We start from the raw sequence: 16,908 nt of genomic DNA, 5'->3' as shown, positions 1-16,908 counted from the left end.
CCACCCTGCCGACCCCGTGTACCGGCCGGGGTCTCCCTTCTACCGGACAGGGGTGGGACGTTGGAGTCGCCCGGAGCGCCGAGCACAGCACCGCGCCGCAGCGCGGTGCTGCTCGCCTGGCGCATGTACATCGGAGAGATGGCCCGACAGCGCCGGCTGGCCGTCCCCGCGATGCTGCTGCCCGCGCTGGGCAACATCGGCATCAACTATCTGGCGCCCCTGGTCGTCGCCCATCTCGTCGGCCGCTTCGCGGGGGAGGGCACGGTCGACGCCCGGGGCGCGCTGCCGTACGTCGCGGTCTTCGCGGGCGTCCTTCTGCTCTCCGAGACGCTGTGGCGGCTCGGCATCCACTGCCTCAACCGGGTGGACGCCCGGGGCGTCGAGCGGCTGTACGTGTACGGCATGGACGAGCTGTACGCCAAGGACGCCACGTTCTTCCACGACAACTTCGCCGGATCGCTGACCAAGCGGGTCTCCAGCTTCGCCGTCCGCTTCGAGGAGTTCGCCGACACCCTCGTCTTCCAGGTGACCGGAAGCCTGGTCCCGCTGATGTTCGGCTCGGTGGTGCTCTGGACCTACGAACCCTGGCTCGTCGTCGCCCTGCTGACGATGATCGTCCTCACCGGGCTGACCGTGGCACCCCTGATCCGTCGCAGGCAGCGGATCGTGGACGCGCGCGAGGCGGCGATCGCCCGGGTGTCGGGCCATGTCGCCGACAGCCTGTCGAACATGGAGACGATCCGGGCGTTCGCCGCCGAGGACCGGGAGGCCGCCGAGCACCGCGTCCGGGTCGCCGAGTCGCAGCGCTGGATGCTCAAGTCGTGGGACTACAGCAATCTGCGCATCGACACCCTGGTCGCCCCGCTGTCCGTGCTCACCAACGCGCTGGGCCTGCTGCTCGCGGTCACGCTCGGCGGCGGCCACGGCGTCGAGGGAGTCGTGGTGGCGTTCACGTACTTCTCGAACGCGACCCGGATCATGTTCGACTTCAACCAGATCTACCGCCGCCTGGAGAGCTCGACGACCGAGGCCGCCCAGTTCACCGAGCTGCTCATGGTGCCGGCGACGGTCCTGGACCCGCCCGTGCCCCGGCCCGCGCACCCCGGCCGCACCGACGTCCGCTTCGAGAAGGTGAGCTTCGCCCACGCGGGCGCGCCCCGGCTCTTCGACGGCCTGGACCTGGAGGTGCCCGGCGGCGCGAAGATCGGCTTCGTCGGCCGGTCCGGCGGCGGCAAGACGACCCTGACCCGGCTGCTCCTGCGCATGTCCGACATCCAGGGCGGCCGGATCCGCATCGGCGGCCAGGACATCAGCGGGCTGCGCCAGCGGGACCTCCGTGAGCTGATCGCGTACGTGCCCCAGAGCCCCGCCATGTTCCACCGCAGCCTGCGCGACAACATCGCCTTCGCCCGCCCGGACGCCACCGACGCGGAGATCCGCCGCGCGGCCGAGGCCGCCCACGTCACGGAGTTCGCCGACACCCTGCCGGACGGCTTCGGTACCCTGGTCGGCGAGCGCGGCGTCAAGCTCTCCGGCGGCCAGCGCCAGCGCGTCGCCCTGGCCCGCGCCATCCTGCGCGACGCCCCGGTCCTGCTCCTCGACGAGGCGACGAGCGCCCTGGACTCCGAGAGCGAGCGACTCGTCCAGGAGGCCCTGTGGCGCCTCATGGAGGGCCGCACCGCGCTGGTGGTGGCCCACCGCCTGAGCACCGTCGCGGGCATGGACCGCCTGGTCGTCCTGGACCGCGGCCGCGTCGTGGAACAGGGCACCCACCACGACCTCCTCGCCGCCCGGGGCACCTACGCGAAGCTCTGGCTGCACCAGTCGGGCGGCTTCCTGGTCGACGGGCACGAGGCCGAGCGGGCGGAGGGCGCCGAGGTCGGGCCGTGAGGCAGGGGCCGGGCGGGCTCGGCGACGGGGGCGTGCCCGCAACGGCCTACCCTTGTGTGCATGACCAGCAGCAGCGACCGGAGCCAGGCAGTGGACGTAGCGGACCCCAAGACGTACGAAGTGTTCACCTACGGGTGCCAGATGAACGTCCACGACTCCGAGCGCCTGTCCGGCCTCCTGGAAAACGCCGGATACGTCCGCGCCCCCGAGGGCTCCGACGGCGACGCCGACGTCGTGGTCTTCAACACGTGCGCGGTGCGGGAGAACGCGGACAACAAGCTCTACGGCAACCTCGGCCGGCTCGCTCCGCGCAAGACCTCGCGCCCCGGCATGCAGATCGCCGTGGGCGGCTGCCTCGCCCAGAAGGACCGCGACACCATCGTGAAGAAGGCGCCCTGGGTGGACGTCGTCTTCGGCACGCACAACATCGGCAAGCTGCCCGTCCTCCTGGAGCGCGCCCGCGTCCAGGAGGAGGCGCAGGTCGAGATCGCCGAGTCCCTGGAGGCATTCCCCTCCACGCTGCCCACACGGCGTGAGAGCGCCTACGCGGCCTGGGTCTCCATCTCGGTCGGCTGCAACAACACCTGCACCTTCTGCATCGTCCCCGCGCTGCGCGGCAAGGAGAAGGACCGCAGGACCGGCGACATCCTCGCCGAGATCGAGGCCCTGGTCGGCGAGGGCGTCTCCGAGATCACCCTGCTCGGCCAGAACGTCAACGCGTACGGGAGCGACATCGGCGACCGCGAGGCCTTCAGCAAGCTGCTGCGCGCCTGCGGCGAGATCGAGGGCCTGGAGCGGGTCCGCTTCACCTCCCCGCATCCGCGCGACTTCACCGACGACGTGATCGCCGCCATGGCCGAGACGCCGAACGTGATGCCCCAGCTCCACATGCCGATGCAGTCCGGTTCGGACACCGTCCTGAAGGCGATGCGCCGCTCGTACCGCCAGGAGCGCTACCTGGGCATCATCGAGAAGGTCCGCGCGGCCATCCCGGACGCCGCGATCACCACCGACATCATCGTGGGCTTCCCCGGCGAGACCGAGGAGGACTTCGAGCAGACGATGCACGCCGTGCGCGAGGCCCGCTTCTCCGCCGCCTTCACCTTCCAGTACTCCAAGCGCCCCGGGACCCCGGCCGCGACCATGGAGAACCAGGTCCCCAAGGAGGTCGTGCAGGCCCGCTACGAGCGTCTGGTCGCCCTCCAGGAGGAGATCTCCTGGGAGGAGAACAAGAAGCAGGTCGGCCGCACCCTGGACCTGATGGTCGCCGAGGGCGAGGGCCGCAAGGACGGCGCCACGCACCGCCTCTCCGGCCGCGCCCCCGACAACCGCCTGGTCCACTTCACCAAGCCCGACCAGGAGGTCCGCCCCGGCGACGTGGTCACGGTCGAGATCACCTACGCCGCCCCGCACCACCTCCTCGCCGAGGGTGCGGTGCTGAACGTGCGACCCACGCGCGCGGGCGACGCCTGGGAGAAGCGCACCAAGGAGACCCGGGACACGCAGCAGGGCGTCCTGCTGGGCCTGCCCAAGGTGGGCGTCCCCGAGCCGCTGCCGGTGGTCACCGGCGGCTGCGCGGTCGACTGAGGCACCCAAGACGGAGAGCCGGCGGACGGGGGACGAGGGCATGACGACGCACTGGGTGATCACTCTCGAGTACGGGGAGGGGGAAGGGCACCGTCTCGAGGCGCTCACGCGGTTCACGGCGAGCCGCGAGGAGGCCCGGCGCCGCCTGTACACGTACGCGTGCGAGCACAAGCACCGCGACGGGCTGCGCCAGCGCACCCGTCATGTGTTCCGGCAGGACGACCACGCCTACTACGTGCAGATCCGGGGCGCCCTGTCCGGCCACCACCTGCGGTACCGCCTCGCCGAGCTGGTCTGGAGCACCGACAAGGCGCTGCTGCCCGACCCCCGGCCGGAGGAACCGAGGGACGCCGTCCCGGGCGATCCCTGGCGCCCGCCCGCGCAGTAGGCTGACGATCATGCTTGTCGCCGCAGCCGTCTGCCCCTGCCCGCCGCTGCTCGTGCCCGAGGTCGCCGCGGGCGCGGCCCCGGAGCTGGACGCCGCGCGTGCGGCCTGCGACGAGGCGCTGGCCAGGGTCGTCGCCGCCGCCCCGGAGCTGATCGTGGTCGTCGGCACGGGCGCGCGCACCACCTTCCACGAGGCCGGAGCCCGTGGCTCCTTCCGGCCTTTCGGCGTCAACGCCGACGTGGTCCTCGGTACGCCCTCCGGCGCTCCGGAGGCCACGCTGCCGCCGTCCCTCGCGGTCGGCGCGTGGCTGCTCACGCGCGCGGGCTGGAACGGCCCCGTACGCGGCTACGAGGTGGAGGGCGGCCGGTCCTGGCCGGTCAACGGCGAGGACGGGGTGAACCTCGCGGCCCTCGCCGACCGGGTGGGCCTGCTCGTCATGGGCGACGGCACGGCCTGCCGCACGGTCAAGGCCCCCGGCTATCTGGACGAGCGCGCCGAGGGCGTGGACGCGCTGATCGCCGCCGCCCTGCGCGACCGCGACAGCGACGGCTCGCTCGCGCGGCTCGACGCCGGCCTGTCCCGCGAGCTGAAGATCTCCGGCCGCGACCCCTGGCAGATCCTCTCGGCCGCCTGGGGCGACGACCATGGCACCGGCGAGCTGCTCTACGAGGACGCCCCCTACGGAGTCGGCTACTTCGTCGCCTCCTGGACGTAGCGGCGGCCCCGCACCGGCCCGCACACGGCGACGGCCGCGAAACCCGAGGGCTTCACGGCCGTCCGCCAGGTGTGACCGGACTACTTGCGGGCGGCCTCGCCGGCCTCGTTGTCGGCCGCCTGCTCCGCCGACTGCTGCTTCGGGATCTCCACGGCGGCCGCCGCCTCGGTGGTCTCCCCGGCCCCGGCGTGCTCTTCCGCGTCGGCGGCCCCGGCCTCCGCGCTCTGCGGCTCCTCCGTGGCGTCCGAGGCGGCCTCAGCGGCCTCGGAGGCCGGGGCGGCGTCCGAGATGCCCTCCGCCTCGGGCTCGGCCGTCAGAGTGGCAGCTCCGCCCTCGGCGGTCGACGTCGCCTCGGTGTCCTTGGCCTTACGGCGAAACATGGCAAAAACGCCCATTACAACTCCATGTGGTACTCGTGCGGGCGAAATCCCGCCCTGCCCGGTGCGTCCCATTGCGTCGCCCGGGTCACCGGTTCGCACGACCGGCGGCTGGAACCTCGCAACAGGCAACGACCCCGCTCCTGCCCCGTCACGTAGCTCGTTCGAGAAGTGGCGCCCCGGTTTGCGAGACTGGGGCGGTGAGTAGCGCAGCTCCCGCCCCGCGGGTCATCGCCGTCGTCGGTCCCACCGCGGCGGGAAAGTCGGATCTCGGCGTCTTCCTGGCCAGAGAACTCGGCGGCGAGGTCGTCAACGCCGATTCCATGCAGTTGTACCGAGGGATGGACATCGGCACCGCCAAGCTGACGCCCGAGGAGCGCGCCGGAGTCCCGCACCACCTCCTCGACATCTGGGACGTGACGGAGGCGGCGAGCGTCGCCGAGTACCAGAGGCTCGCCCGCGCCGAGATCGACCGTCTCCTCGCCGAGGGCCGCTGGCCGGTCCTCGTCGGCGGCTCGGGGCTCTACGTCCGTGGCGCCGTCGACAAGATGGAGTTCCCCGGCACCGACCCCGACGTCCGCGCCCGCCTGGAGGCCGAGCTGGCGGAACACGGCTCCGGCACCCTGCACGCCCGCCTCGCCGCCGCCGACCCGGAGGCCGCCACCGCGATCCTGCCGAGCAACGGCCGGCGCATCGTGCGCGCCCTCGAAGTCATCGAGATCACCGGAAAGCCGTTCACCGCCAACCTGCCGGGACACGACTCCGTCTACGACACCGTCCAGATCGGGGTCGACGTCGAGCGGCCCGAACTCGACGAACGCATCACCACGCGCGTGGACCGCATGTGGGACGCCGGTCTCGTCGACGAGGTGCGTGCGCTGGAGTCCCAGGGGCTGCGTGAGGGCCGCACCGCGTCCCGCGCTCTCGGATACCAGCAGGTCCTCGCCGCGCTGGCCGGAGAGTGCACCGAGGAAGAGGCGCGCACCGAGACCGTCCGCGCCACCAAGCGCTTCGCGCGCCGCCAGGACTCGTGGTTCCGCCGTGACCCGCGTGTGCATTGGCTCAGTGGGGCCGTGGCCGATCGCACGGAACTCCCGGCTCGCGCAATGGCGTTGGTCGAACGACCGGTTACAGCCTGATCGCATGTCAGGAGCGGGGGAGTCGCGCACGTGGCTGCCGGAAGGCTGATCCAAGGGCAGGGGTGGCTAGGGGGTGGATGTCATGGTCAAGGTGCTGCAGGGGTGGATGGACCGACCCGCTGGCACGCGCCGTGGTTGAGTACCCGGACCGCTTAGGGGGGAGAGCAATGAAGGAAGCCGGACCGGAGTTTCCCGTGGCGTTCGATCAGGAGTTCGTCCTGAAAGACGGACACCACGGCTACTTCGGCAGGAACGTGCTGCAGGGGCTGGTGGATGGATGGAGGGCTTCCTAGAGGAGACGCGGCGCACGCCAGGGTTCCGGAGCATGGGGTCAGTGGCGCTGGGTGGGTTCCTCTGGCTCGACGACCCGAAACTGGCTGCCTGCCTCGCGCGCTTCTCTCACACCTGTGTGGTCGTCTCCAAGCAGGGGCGCAGCAAGCGCGACCTTGAGAAGCTCGGCAAGATCAAGCCGCTTGCCGACGGCGACAACGGAATGCTGGCCAGTGCTTTCGCCGAGTTGACCGGCCTGGACTGGCGGGAGAACAACCGCGCCAGGGTGGTGGGACCAGGCTCGTCGATGCCTAACCTGGTGATCCCACCGCTGCGGACCATCGGGTTCCGCCGTCAGCCAAAGGGCGACATGGTGCCCTTCCTTCACACAAAGATCATGTTACTCGGCGAGATGTGGTGGCACGACGAGGACGCCCTGGGCGACGTCGCCGATGTCGTCGGTTTCCGTCCGGAGCGGCTGTGGGTGGGCAGCGCGAACGCCACCCATCGTTCCAGGAGCAGCCTGGAATTCGGTATGTGGCTCGACGACCCGCAGGCCCTGAAAGCCGCCCAGACGTTCCTGGTCCAGCTGATGGCGCACTCCGAAGCGCTCGACCCGGACAGTGACCTGTTCCAGTCCGAGCTGCTGCCTGTGGACTATGACGACCAGGCATTCGCCGAGTATGTCTCGGAATACGGGTGAGGCGACCCCGGCGCATGAACGGTGGCTTCTTCCTGCGGAACCGACCGCAGCACAGCCCCGGGCGAAAGACTGCCTGAGGCCGTGCGTTGTCCATTACTTGCGCTGGTCGGGGCCCGAGGCTGGTCGTTGGCCCCGCCGCGGGTAAACCTCAGAGTCCGAACCGAGTCCGCAGCTGCCCGGCGCCGAGGCGACTTCCTCCCGTACACCAGGTCCGGGTCGTCGTGTCGTTCGGCCCCGACCCGTCGCCGTTGACAGCCTCACCGCCGACAAGGCCTACGGCAACGGCCCCATCCGCGCATACCTGAGGCGATGCGGAATCCGGCACACGATCCCGGAGAAGACCGATAGCCAGGCCGCCCGCCTACGCAAAAGCTCGCGGCACGGCGCTCCGTCTGGTAGCTGTCGAGGAGGGCGTCGGGGGTGGGGCGGCGGGATGCGGCGGAGCCCACCGTCATAGGCGGCGGAGCCGGCCGCACGGCTTTCCCCGACGGCTTGCCGTCTCTTGCCGCGACGGGAGCGGCAGGGCGCCTCCGGGGGAGGGCCAGCCTCTACGGGGAAGGCCGGGTTATCTTACTTGTCCGCCTGCGCAGGGGCGTGGGAGACAGGGGTGGGAAACTTGAAGCGTGGTGCTGGTGTCAGACGCGTCCCGGTGGTGGCGATCGCGATTGTCGTGTGCGCGCTCGCGGCGGGCTGCGGGCAAGGAGCGAAGGCATCCGGGCCACCGGGAGGGGTGACCCGCAAGCAACTCTCCCAGGCTGAGCTAGAAAAGGTCGCGCTCGGTGACGGCGATTCCAAGCGCTTCAACGTCACGGGACCGCGTGAGCTCCCTGAGGGCGCGATGGCAGTGGGTAAAGGGGCCTGCGGATCCGTTGGTGGCGTACTCGCGGGCAGGACAGAGCCGAGGGCCGCGTCCCAGTTGACATCCGCGGGCGTCGACCTACGCATGCCGGCGACGTCGAGAATTGGGCTATTGCGACTTCTGGTACAGGCCCACACCTACACCGACGCACGGGCGACCCTGAGTAAGTTCCGGTCTGACGTCGCCGAATGCTCCGACTATAAAGACATGGCCGGGCGCAGCAACAAGGTCTCGCTGGATGCTGCGCCGAAGCGGCTGGGCGAGGAGGCTGTGGCGTATCGCATCAGGAGCGCGGCGGACGAAGTGCACCGTCGCGCCCAGGACGTTGTGGTTGGTGTCGTTCGGTCCGGCTCCGTGGTGGTGATCGCGTACGGAGAGTCTGTCGACGATCAAGCGAAGTCCGTACGGGATGTCCGCAACTCACTGAACTCACTGTTGCGTGCTCAGGTCGACCGGCTGCCCCATGCTCCTTGAGTGTGACTCAGCTACGAGACCGACAGACCCGTCGCCTTTTGAGGCGTGGCGCCCCGGAGTGGTTCTCTTGGCGACGGGCGGTGGGCGGGTGTCGAATCGGTCGATGCTTCAGGCTGGGGCGGTCTCGGGCTCTTCTGCGGTGGGGGTGTTGAAGTTGAGGCCGTGGTTGAGGAGTGTGGCGGCTTTGGAGACGGATCCGGGGAGGAGGTGGCGGTAGGTGCGGAAGGTGATGTTGATGTCGGAGTGTCCCATCCAGTCTGCGACGTCGGTGATGGGGATGCCTTGTCCGAGGGCGTTGGAGGCGAAGTAGTAGCGGAAGCTGTACATGGTCATCCCCTGGGGGATGTGTTCGGGCTTCTGCTGTTGGAGGTTGGTCCACCATTTTCGGAGGGTGGTGGGGGAGAGGAAGGCGTTTCCGGTGTGGGGGCGCATGGTTTTGAGGAGGTGGCCGCCTTGGAAGGTTTTGTGGGTGGCGGCGTAGTGCTCGATGCTTTCGCGGACGAAGGCGGGCAGGGGTACTTCGCGGAACTCGCCGGTTTTCCTGTGCTTGAGGGTTTCCAGGGTGACGGTCCGGTCGTGGACCTGCTGGTGCACCCGGTAGACGTCTTTGACGACCATGTTGTTCACGTTGACGGCGAGGGCTTCGCCGTTGCGTAGGCCCATGCCGGCCATGAGGTCGACGATGAGGCGGAAGGCATCGTCGTCGCGGGCGACGCGCAGCAGGCCGACCTGTTCCTTGGTAGGGATCACGGTCGGGCCCGGGCGGTATTCCGGCGGGCTGACATCGAGCAGGGGGTCCGGGGGGGGGTTATTCCGCGTCGGTGTGCGTCCCTGAGGATGCCCTTCACGCGCAGGAAGACTTGCGCCTGGGTCGCGGCGCCGACGTTGCTGCGTTCCATGGCGGTGATGAAGCGTTCCACGGCGAAGCTGTCGAAGGTGTGCATCTTCCGCGAGCCGATCTCGGGATAGGCGTGGGTGCGCATCCGGGACTCGGTCGTGGCCTTCGTGCTGCCGGTGAGGCCGCGCTTACGGGCGAACCATGCCTTCGCGTACTCCTCGAAGGTCATCTCACCGAGAGTCTCCTGTTGTTCGGCGACGCTCCGTGGCGTGGTTTTGCGGGCTGCGTAGAGCGCGATCAGACGTTCGATGGCCGCGTCCTGGTCGGCGTAGCCGGACTCCTCGGCCTGCCTGCCTCGGGAGTTGCGGAAGCGGATGGTGTAGAGATGCGGGCAGCCGGAAGGGCGGCGGCACGCGCAGGACTTGAAGAAGCTGCCCATGCCACGCGCAAGCTTGTTCGGCACGATTGTTTCGGTCCCCTCTTCGGGCGGGGTCCGCACCTGTAATCGGGCGCTGACCTGGGGTTATTGCTGACCTTTCGCTGACCCGCCGACCAGTAGCAGTCACCTGACCTGCAGGAACCCTCAAGCGGGGCCATAACAGCCTGATCACGTGATGGCATCGGGACGCCCGGGCGGTCATCCCGGCCCCCGCGGCCGTGCCATCATCGACCTCGATCGACCGAGACAGTCCGGAGTGGGAGGGCGCGTGGCGATGGAGGCCGGCCCTCGTGACACCGCACCAGGCGGGGAGCAGCTCAGCTCCGACGGGCCTGAGACGACCCCCGACGGCGTGATCGCCGACGGCCCCACGGCCGACGAGATCGCCGCGCAGGACGAAGCGGCGGAGGTCGAGGTCGAGCTGCGCCCGCAGCGCAGGCTCCGGATCTGGCAGCTCGCCCCCATCGTGATGCTCGCCACCCTCGGCTCCCTGATGTTCGCCTTCCCGTTGTTCTTCGAGTTCGGCGACGGCGGCGCGGTCGTGGCCATGCTGGGGCTCCTGATCAGCTCCTGCGCGGCCGGCTGGGGCCTGATGGCCGCCCGCCGGGTGGGCTACGCGCTGCCCGGCTTCCCGCCGCGCGGCTCGGGCCGCCGCCCCGACTGGCGGGTCGTGGGCGCGTACGTGGTCGTGGTCGCCGCCGTGACCGTCCTCGCCGTCTGGCGCGTGGCCCGGCTGCGCTGAGCGCACCGCTGCCCGCCGCACCGCTTCCCGGGGTGCCGGACCGATCTCGTACGATCGACGAATGACGACCTTCCTCAAGGGCCACGGGACCGAGAACGACTTCGTGATCATCCCGGACCCGGAGAACGCGATCGAGCTGCCCCCGGCGGCCGTGGCCGCGCTCTGCGACCGTCGCGCCGGTCTCGGCGGCGACGGTGTCCTCCACGTCGTGCGCTCCGCCGCCCACCCCGAGGCGAAGCACCTGGCCGACGAGGCCGAGTGGTTCATGGACTATCGCAACGGTGACGGGTCGGTCGCCGAGATGTGCGGCAATGGCGTCCGGGTCTTCGCCCGGTACCTCCAGTACGCCGGACACGTCGGCGAGGGCGATCTCGCCGTCGCCACCCGCGGCGGCGTCAAGAAGGTCCACATCGACAAGGAAGGCCTGGTCACGGTCGGTATGGGCCGGGCCGTGCTGCCCGAGGGCGAGGTCACCGTCACGGTCGACGGCCGCTCGTGGCCCGCCCGGAACGTGAACATGGGCAACCCGCACGCCGTCGCCTTCGTGGCCGACCTCGCGCACGCGGGCCGCCTGCTCGACCCGCCGCCGTTCGCCCCGGCGGAGGCCTATCCGCAGGGGGTGAACGTGGAATTCGTCGTCGACCGCGGCCCGCGGCACGTCGCCATGCGCGTGCACGAGCGCGGCTCCGGCGAGACCCGCTCCTGCGGCACCGGCGCCTGCGCGGTGGCCGTCGCCGCGGCCCGCCGCGACGGCGCCGACCCCACCGTCACCGGAACCCCGGTGACGTACGAGATCGATCTGCCCGGCGGCCGGCTCACCATCACCGAGCGGCCCGACGGCGAGATCGAGATGACCGGACCGGCCGTGATCGTCGCCCAGGGCGAGATCGACACGGACTGGTTCGCTGCAATCGAAACCGTAAACCCGTGAACCGTCGCTCGAATGGGTGATCCGTTTCACGCTGGGCGAGAGCTGGACTGCGCCACGTGATGGGCTCGGTAGCATCAAGCACCGGTCCGGACGGGTGCCCCCGCCAGCCCGCCACCGGTCGACGCAGCCGGAGGTGCTCATGAGTGCGGAGGCGACCAACCCCGCGACCCCGGGGCCGATCACGCCCGGAGCCCAGCGAAGGCGTGGCCGTCCCCGGATCGACCTGCGGCGTCTGGGCCGCGCCGCGTTGCTCGGACCGGCCGGCCGGGACCGGCTGCCGGACGCGATCGGCCATGTGGCCGAGGCGCACCGGGCCCACTTCGCGGACGCCGATCTGGAGCCGCTTCGCCGTGCCTACGTACTGGCCGAGTCCTCGCACCGCGGCCAGATGCGCAAGAGCGGCGAGCCGTACATCACCCACCCCCTCGCCGTGACGCTGATCCTGGCCGAGCTGGGCGCGGAGACCACGACGCTGACCGCCTCCCTGCTCCACGACACCGTCGAGGACACGGAGGTCACGCTCGACCAGGTGCGCACCGAGTTCGGCACCGAGGTCGCCTATCTGGTCGACGGCGTGACCAAGCTGGAGAAGGTCGACTACGGCGCCGCCGCCGAGCCCGAGACCTTCCGCAAGATGCTGGTCGCGACCGGCAACGACGTCCGCGTCATGTCGATCAAGCTCGCCGACCGCCTGCACAACATGCGGACCCTCGGCGTCATGCGCCAGGAGAAACAGGAGCGCATCGCCAAGGTCACCCGCGACGTCCTCATCCCGCTCGCCGAGCGCCTCGGCGTGCAGGCCCTGAAGACCGAGCTGGAAGACCTCGTCTTCGCCATCCTGCGCCCCGAGGAGTACGGGCGGACGCAGACCCTCATCGCCGCCGACACCGCCCGGGCCGAGAACCCCCTGGCCGAGATCGCCGACGAGGTGCGCGGCGTGCTGCGCGAGGCCGGGCTGAGCGCCGAGGTCCTCATCCGGCCCCGGCACGCCGTGTCCGTCCACCGGGTGCTGCGCAAACGCGGCGAGCTGCGCGGCGCCGACTTCGGCCGTCTGCTCGTCCTCGTCTCCGAGGACGCCGACTGCTACGGCGTCCTCGGTGAGCTGCACACCTGCTTCACGCCGGTGGTCTCGGAGTTCAAGGACTTCATCGCCGTACCGAAGTTCAACCTGTACCAGTCCCTGCACACCGCGGTGGCGCGGGGCGACGGCGAGGTCGCCGAAGTGCTCATCCGCACCCACCAGATGCACAAGGTGGCGGAGGCGGGCGTCGTCGCGCTCGGCAACCCGTACGCGCCCTCCGCCGAGGAACACCTGGACACCGAGGGCGAGCGCTCCGACCCCACCCGGCCGGGCTGGCTCTCCCGCCTCCTCGACTGGCAGCAGTCAGCGCCCGACACCGACACCTTCTGGTCGGCCCTGCGCGAGGACCTCGCCCAGGACCGCGAGATCACCGTCTTCCGGCCCGACGGCGGCACCATCGGCCTGCCCGCGGGCGCCAGTTGCGTGGACGCCGCCTACGCGCAGTACGGCGAGGACGCCCACGCCGTCATCGGCGCGCGGGTCAACGGCCGCCTGGCGACGCTCAGCACCGTCCTCAAGGACGGCGACACGGTCCAGCCGCTCATGGACCGCATGGAGGGCGCCGCCGCCTCCGAGCCGTCCCGCGACTGGCTCGACCACGCCCGTACGCCCGCCGCACGCATCGCCATCCGCCGCTGGCTGGCCACGCATCCGGAAGGGCCGAGCGCGCCGGAGTCCGCGCCCCGCGCCCCCTACAGCGGCCCCTCGGCGCGCCCCTCGGCGGCGAACGCCGTCGTCGACCAGCCGGGTGCCACCGTCCGCCTCGCGGGCTGTTGTACGCCCGTACCGCCCGACAAGGTGACCGCCTTCGCCGTCCGCGGCGGCGCCGTCACCGTGCACCGCGTGGAGTGCCTCGCGGTGGCCCGCATGACCGGCGCGGGACGTCCCGAGGTCGGCGTGCGCTGGGCCGACGCCGAGGCCGCCGAGTACCGGGTCACCCTGATCGCCGAGTCCTTCAGCCGCCCGCACCTGCTCGCCGACCTGACCGAAGCCATAGCGCTCGAGGGCGTCGCCATCGTCTCGGCGACCGTCGAACCCCCCGTCCAGGGCCGGGTCCGGCACACCTACACCCTCCAACTTCCCGGTTCCGCCCACCTCCAGGGCCTGATGCGGGCCATGCGCAATGTCCCGGGCGTGTACGACGTGGGACGCGCCCAGCACGCGGCGGCCACGCCCTAGACCCTCGGAGACCCCGTTCGGGTGGGTGCGGCGCGTGCCGCCGGACCCACCGGGGGCCGCGCTGATAGCCGTAGTTCATGCTGCTCAGCTCACGAACCCCCCGCACCGTCGCGCTGCTCGCCGCCGGTGCCTCCGTCGCGCTGCTCGCCGCGGCGGCGCCGCCCGGGCCCGTCACGCCGCTCGGCGTCGGCGACCGGCTCTTCCCGACCCTCGGCAACCCGGGCTACGACGTCCGCGCGTACGACATCTCGTTCACGTACAAGGGCGACAACGACAAGCCGCTGGACGCCGTCACCCGCATCGACGCGCGCGCCACCTCCCGGCTCGACCGGGTCAATCTCGACTTCTCGCACGGCACCGTGCGGTCCGTCGAGGTCAACGGCGCGCCGGCGGACTTCGCCACCGGCGGCGAGGACCTCGTCGTCACGCCCGCCCGGCCCCTCGTGGAGGGTCAGCGGATGCACATCACCGTGCGGCACACCAGTGACCCCAGGCCCGGCAAGGAGGAAGTGGGCTGGGTCCGCACCAAGGACGGGCTCGCCATGGCGAACCAGGCCGACGCCGCGCACCGCGTGTTCCCCTGCAACGACCACCCGTCCGACAAGGCGATGTTCACCTTCCGCGTGAACACGCCGCAGAAGTACACGGCCGTCGCCAACGGTCTGCCCACCTCCCTCACCCCCGGCGCCGGCGACACCACGGACTGGACGTACCGCACCGCCCACCCCATGGCCACCGAACTGGCCCAGGTCTCCATCGGACGCTCCACCGTGCTGCACCAGAAGGGCCCGCACGGCCTCCCGGTACGCGACGTCGTGCCGACCAAGGACGTCAAGGCGCTGCGCCCCTGGGTCGACAAGACGCCCGCACAGCTCGCCTGGATGGAGAACAAGATCGGCCGCTACCCCTTCGAGAACTACGGGGTGCTGATCGCCGAGGCCAGTACCGGCTTCGAACTGGAGACCCAGACCCTCTCCCTCTTCGAACGGGACCTCTTCGTACGCACCGAGTACCCCGCCTGGTACGTCGAGTCGGTCATGGTGCACGAGCTGGCCCACCAGTGGTTCGGCGACAGCGTCAGCCCCCGCACCTGGTCCGACCTGTGGCTCAACGAGGGGCACGCCACCTGGTACGAGGCCCTGTACGCGCAGGAGAAGGCCGACCGGCCCATGGAGACCCGGATGCGCAACGCCTACCGCGAGTCCGACGGCTGGCGCGCCTCCGGCGGAGCGCCGGCCGCCCCCAAGGGCCCCACGCACGGCGAGAAGATCAGCATCTTCCGTCCGGTCGTCTACGACGGCAGCGCGCTGGTCCTGTACGCGCTGCGTCAGGAGATCGGCGAACGGAAGTTCGAGCGCATCGAGCGGCGATGGGTGGCCACGCACCGTGACGGCACCGCCACGACCGCGGACTTCACCGCCCTCGCCTCCCAGGTGGCGGGACGCGACCTGAGCGGCTTCTTCCAGCAGTGGCTGTACGCGAAGAAGACGCCGCCGATGCCCGGACACCCGGACTGGAAGTCCGCCCCGGTGCAGAAGAGCAAGGCCCGCGGGTAGCGCGGGGAAACGGCCCGGCCGTACGGGCTTGGACCCGTGCGGCACGGGAAATAACCCGGGTGACGAGACGGCCCGTACCGTGCGACCATCTTCAGGCCGACGGCGCGGGACCCCGCCCGGGAATCCCGGGGGAGTTCCGAACGTTGTCAGCAGTGACGGCCGAGACCCAGGTCACGTGCCGCCGCCCCCGGAAGCACTCCGGACCCGCTTTCGAATCCCAGCGACGTAAAGGATCCAATGACCTCCTCTTCTTCCCCTTCCCAGGACGCGCAGAGCTTCGCGCAGAACCACACCGAAGGTCTTCGGGCCGATGCCCTGATGGAAGAGGACGTCGCCTGGAGCCACGAGATCGACTCGGACCGGGACGGTGATCAGTACGACCGTTCCGAGCGTGCGGCGCTGCGCCGTGTCGCCGGTCTGTCCACCGAGCTGGAGGACGTCACCGAGGTCGAGTACCGGCAGCTCCGTCTGGAGCGCGTGGTCCTCGTCGGTGTGTGGACGTCCGGCACGGTGCAGGACGCGGACAACTCCCTCGCGGAGCTGGCCGCCCTCGCCGAGACGGCGGGCGCGCTGGTCCTCGACGGCGTCACTCAGCGCCGGGACAAGCCCGACGCGGCGACGTACATCGGTTCCGGCAAGGCGCTGGAGCTGCGCGACATCGTCCTCGAGACCGGAGCCGACACCGTCGTCTGTGACGGTGAGCTCAGCCCCGGCCAGCTCATCCACCTCGAAGACGTCGTCAAGGTCAAGGTGGTCGACCGGACCGCCCTGATCCTCGACATCTTCGCCCAGCACGCCAAGTCCCGAGAGGGCAAGGCGCAGGTCGCTCTCGCGCAGATGCAGTACATGCTGCCGCGACTGCGCGGCTGGGGTCAGTCGCTGTCCCGGCAGATGGGTGGCGGCGGCGGTGGCGGCATGGCCACCCGTGGTCCCGGTGAGACCAAGATCGAGACGGACCGGCGACGGATCCGCGAGAAGATGGCGAAGATGCGCCGTGAGATCGCGGAGATGAAGACGGGCCGCGACATCAAGCGCCAGGAGCGCAAGCGCAACAAGGTGCCCTCGGTCGCCATCGCGGGATACACCAACGCGGGCAAGTCCTCGCTGCTCAACCGCCTCACGGGCGCGGGCGTCCTGGTGGAGAACGCACTGTTCGCCACCCTCGACCCGACCGTGCGCCGGGCCGAGACGCCGAGCGGCCGGCTGTACACGCTGGCCGACACCGTCGGATTCGTCCGGCACCTGCCGCACCACCTCGTCGAGGCGTTCCGCTCCACCATGGAGGAGGTCGGCGACTCCGACCTGATCCTGCACGTGGTCGACGGCTCGCATCCCGTGCCGGAGGAGCAGCTCGCCGCCGTGCGCGAGGTGATCCGGGACGTCGGCGCCACCGACGTACCGGAGATCGTGGTGGTCAACAAGGCGGACGCGGCGGACCCCCTGGTCCTCCAGCGGCTGCTGCGCAACGAGAAGCATGCGATCGCCGTCTCGGCCCGCACCGGCGCCGGCATCGACGAGCTGCTCGCGCTCATCGACGCCGAACTGCCGCGGCCCGAGGTCGAGATCGTGGCGCTCGTGCCGTACACGCACGGCCAGCTGGTCGCGCGGGCGCACAGCGACGGCGAGGTGATCTCCGAGGAGCACACCCCGGAGGGCACCCTGCTCAAGGCGCGCGTGCACGAGGAACTGGCGGCGGAGCTCGCGCCGTACGTTCCGACGGCGGCCGCCGGCTGACACCGG

General features: G+C 70.6%; 15 protein-coding genes. 12 read left to right on the top strand and 3 right to left on the bottom strand.

What is annotated here, in order from left to right; genetic code table 11:
* Positions 1-138: 138 nt before the first annotated feature.
* From ABT127_RS28605 to ABT127_RS28590, 4 genes are read left to right on the top strand one after another with little or no spacing between them, the layout of a single operon-like run.
* Positions 139-1,890: an ABC transporter ATP-binding protein gene (locus ABT127_RS28605; protein WP_351456030.1), complete on the top strand. Its 1,752-nt coding sequence runs from the start codon at positions 139-141 to the stop codon at positions 1,888-1,890.
* 60 nt (positions 1,891-1,950) lie between these two features.
* The gene (gene miaB, locus ABT127_RS28600) at positions 1,951-3,477 is read left to right on the top strand and encodes a tRNA (N6-isopentenyl adenosine(37)-C2)-methylthiotransferase MiaB (protein WP_351455927.1); all 1,527 of its coding nucleotides are present in this window, start codon (positions 1,951-1,953) and stop codon (positions 3,475-3,477) included.
* Between the two features lie 40 nt (positions 3,478-3,517).
* Positions 3,518-3,865 carry a hypothetical protein gene (locus tag ABT127_RS28595; RefSeq protein ID WP_351455924.1) on the top strand — a complete coding sequence of 116 codons (348 nt, stop codon included), beginning with the start codon at positions 3,518-3,520 and terminating at the stop codon, positions 3,863-3,865.
* 10 nt (positions 3,866-3,875) lie between these two features.
* Positions 3,876-4,580, top strand: a complete 705-nt coding sequence (locus ABT127_RS28590; protein WP_351455921.1) for a class III extradiol dioxygenase subunit B-like domain-containing protein — start codon at positions 3,876-3,878, stop codon at positions 4,578-4,580.
* Between the two features lie 80 nt (positions 4,581-4,660).
* Here ABT127_RS28590 and ABT127_RS28585 read toward each other — a convergent pair whose 3' ends face one another.
* The gene (locus ABT127_RS28585) at positions 4,661-4,960 is read right to left on the bottom strand and encodes a hypothetical protein (protein WP_351455919.1); all 300 of its coding nucleotides are present in this window, start codon (positions 4,958-4,960) and stop codon (positions 4,661-4,663) included.
* Positions 4,961-5,157: 197 nt separating this feature from the next.
* On the opposite strand from ABT127_RS28585, the gene miaA reads away from it, so the two are divergent.
* The 3 genes from miaA to ABT127_RS28570 all read left to right on the top strand — a co-directional run bounded on the left by miaA (position 5,158) and on the right by ABT127_RS28570 (position 8,402).
* Complete coding sequence (gene miaA, locus ABT127_RS28580) at positions 5,158-6,096, top strand: tRNA (adenosine(37)-N6)-dimethylallyltransferase MiaA (RefSeq protein WP_351455916.1); 939 nt, start codon at positions 5,158-5,160, stop codon at positions 6,094-6,096.
* A 334-nt stretch (positions 6,097-6,430) separates the two neighbouring features.
* Positions 6,431-7,069, top strand: coding sequence for a hypothetical protein (locus ABT127_RS28575; RefSeq protein WP_351455914.1), 639 nt, complete (start codon positions 6,431-6,433; stop codon positions 7,067-7,069).
* 730 nt (positions 7,070-7,799) lie between these two features.
* Complete coding sequence (locus tag ABT127_RS28570) at positions 7,800-8,402, top strand: hypothetical protein (protein WP_351455911.1); 603 nt, start codon at positions 7,800-7,802, stop codon at positions 8,400-8,402.
* A 108-nt stretch (positions 8,403-8,510) separates the two neighbouring features.
* Here the strand turns inward: ABT127_RS28570 and ABT127_RS28565 are convergent, their stop codons facing one another.
* Together ABT127_RS28565 and ABT127_RS28560 are read right to left on the bottom strand one after the other, a co-directional pair.
* Positions 8,511-9,152: a tyrosine-type recombinase/integrase gene (locus tag ABT127_RS28565; RefSeq protein ID WP_351455908.1), complete on the bottom strand. Its 642-nt coding sequence runs from the start codon at positions 9,150-9,152 to the stop codon at positions 8,511-8,513.
* Positions 9,149-9,703 (bottom strand): hypothetical protein, encoded by a 555-nt coding sequence (locus ABT127_RS28560; protein WP_351455905.1) that lies wholly within the window; start codon positions 9,701-9,703, stop codon positions 9,149-9,151. Before ABT127_RS28560 ends, ABT127_RS28565 begins: the two co-directional genes overlap by 4 nt.
* Positions 9,704-9,953: 250 nt before the next feature.
* Between ABT127_RS28560 and ABT127_RS28555 the strand changes: the two genes are divergently transcribed.
* The 5 genes from ABT127_RS28555 (at position 9,954) to hflX (ending at position 16,902) form a co-directional block, all read left to right on the top strand.
* Positions 9,954-10,421: a hypothetical protein gene (locus ABT127_RS28555; protein WP_351456027.1), complete on the top strand. Its 468-nt coding sequence runs from the start codon at positions 9,954-9,956 to the stop codon at positions 10,419-10,421.
* A gap of 61 nt (positions 10,422-10,482) precedes the next feature.
* Positions 10,483-11,352, top strand: a complete 870-nt coding sequence (gene dapF, locus ABT127_RS28550) for a diaminopimelate epimerase (protein ID WP_351455902.1) — start codon at positions 10,483-10,485, stop codon at positions 11,350-11,352.
* A 139-nt stretch (positions 11,353-11,491) separates the two neighbouring features.
* Positions 11,492-13,612 (top strand): RelA/SpoT family protein, encoded by a 2,121-nt coding sequence (locus tag ABT127_RS28545; RefSeq protein WP_351455899.1) that lies wholly within the window; start codon positions 11,492-11,494, stop codon positions 13,610-13,612.
* Between the two features lie 77 nt (positions 13,613-13,689).
* Positions 13,690-15,168: a M1 family metallopeptidase gene (locus tag ABT127_RS28540; RefSeq protein WP_351455896.1), complete on the top strand. Its 1,479-nt coding sequence runs from the start codon at positions 13,690-13,692 to the stop codon at positions 15,166-15,168.
* A 237-nt stretch (positions 15,169-15,405) separates the two neighbouring features.
* On the top strand, positions 15,406-16,902 hold the full coding sequence (gene hflX, locus ABT127_RS28535) for a GTPase HflX (RefSeq protein ID WP_351455893.1): 1,497 nt from the start codon (positions 15,406-15,408) through the stop codon (positions 16,900-16,902).
* Positions 16,903-16,908 lie beyond the last annotated feature (6 nt).

The organism is Streptomyces sp. NPDC001904, assembly GCF_040297005.1.
Taxonomy (GTDB): domain Bacteria; phylum Actinomycetota; class Actinomycetes; order Streptomycetales; family Streptomycetaceae; genus Streptomyces.
Note: the sequence above shows the minus strand (reverse complement) of the source record. Positions and strands in the feature narration are given on the sequence as shown.

Excerpts from the sequence above, each read along its gene's own strand:
- ABT127_RS28605 (WP_351456030.1), top strand. The coding sequence starts at position 139 with ATGGCCCGACAGCGCCGGCTGGCCGTCCCCGCGATGCTGCTGCCCGCG.
- miaB (WP_351455927.1), top strand. The coding sequence starts at position 1,951 with ATGACCAGCAGCAGCGACCGGAGCCAGGCAGTGGACGTAGCGGACCCC.
- ABT127_RS28595 (WP_351455924.1), top strand. The coding sequence starts at position 3,518 with ATGACGACGCACTGGGTGATCACTCTCGAGTACGGGGAGGGGGAAGGG.
- ABT127_RS28590 (WP_351455921.1), top strand. The coding sequence starts at position 3,876 with ATGCTTGTCGCCGCAGCCGTCTGCCCCTGCCCGCCGCTGCTCGTGCCC.
- ABT127_RS28585 (WP_351455919.1), bottom strand. The coding sequence starts at position 4,960 with ATGTTTCGCCGTAAGGCCAAGGACACCGAGGCGACGTCGACCGCCGAG.
- ABT127_RS28555 (WP_351456027.1), top strand. The coding sequence starts at position 9,954 with ATGGAGGCCGGCCCTCGTGACACCGCACCAGGCGGGGAGCAGCTCAGC.
- dapF (WP_351455902.1), top strand. The coding sequence starts at position 10,483 with ATGACGACCTTCCTCAAGGGCCACGGGACCGAGAACGACTTCGTGATC.
- ABT127_RS28545 (WP_351455899.1), top strand. The coding sequence starts at position 11,492 with ATGAGTGCGGAGGCGACCAACCCCGCGACCCCGGGGCCGATCACGCCC.
- ABT127_RS28540 (WP_351455896.1), top strand. The coding sequence starts at position 13,690 with ATGCTGCTCAGCTCACGAACCCCCCGCACCGTCGCGCTGCTCGCCGCC.
- hflX (WP_351455893.1), top strand. The coding sequence starts at position 15,406 with ATGACCTCCTCTTCTTCCCCTTCCCAGGACGCGCAGAGCTTCGCGCAG.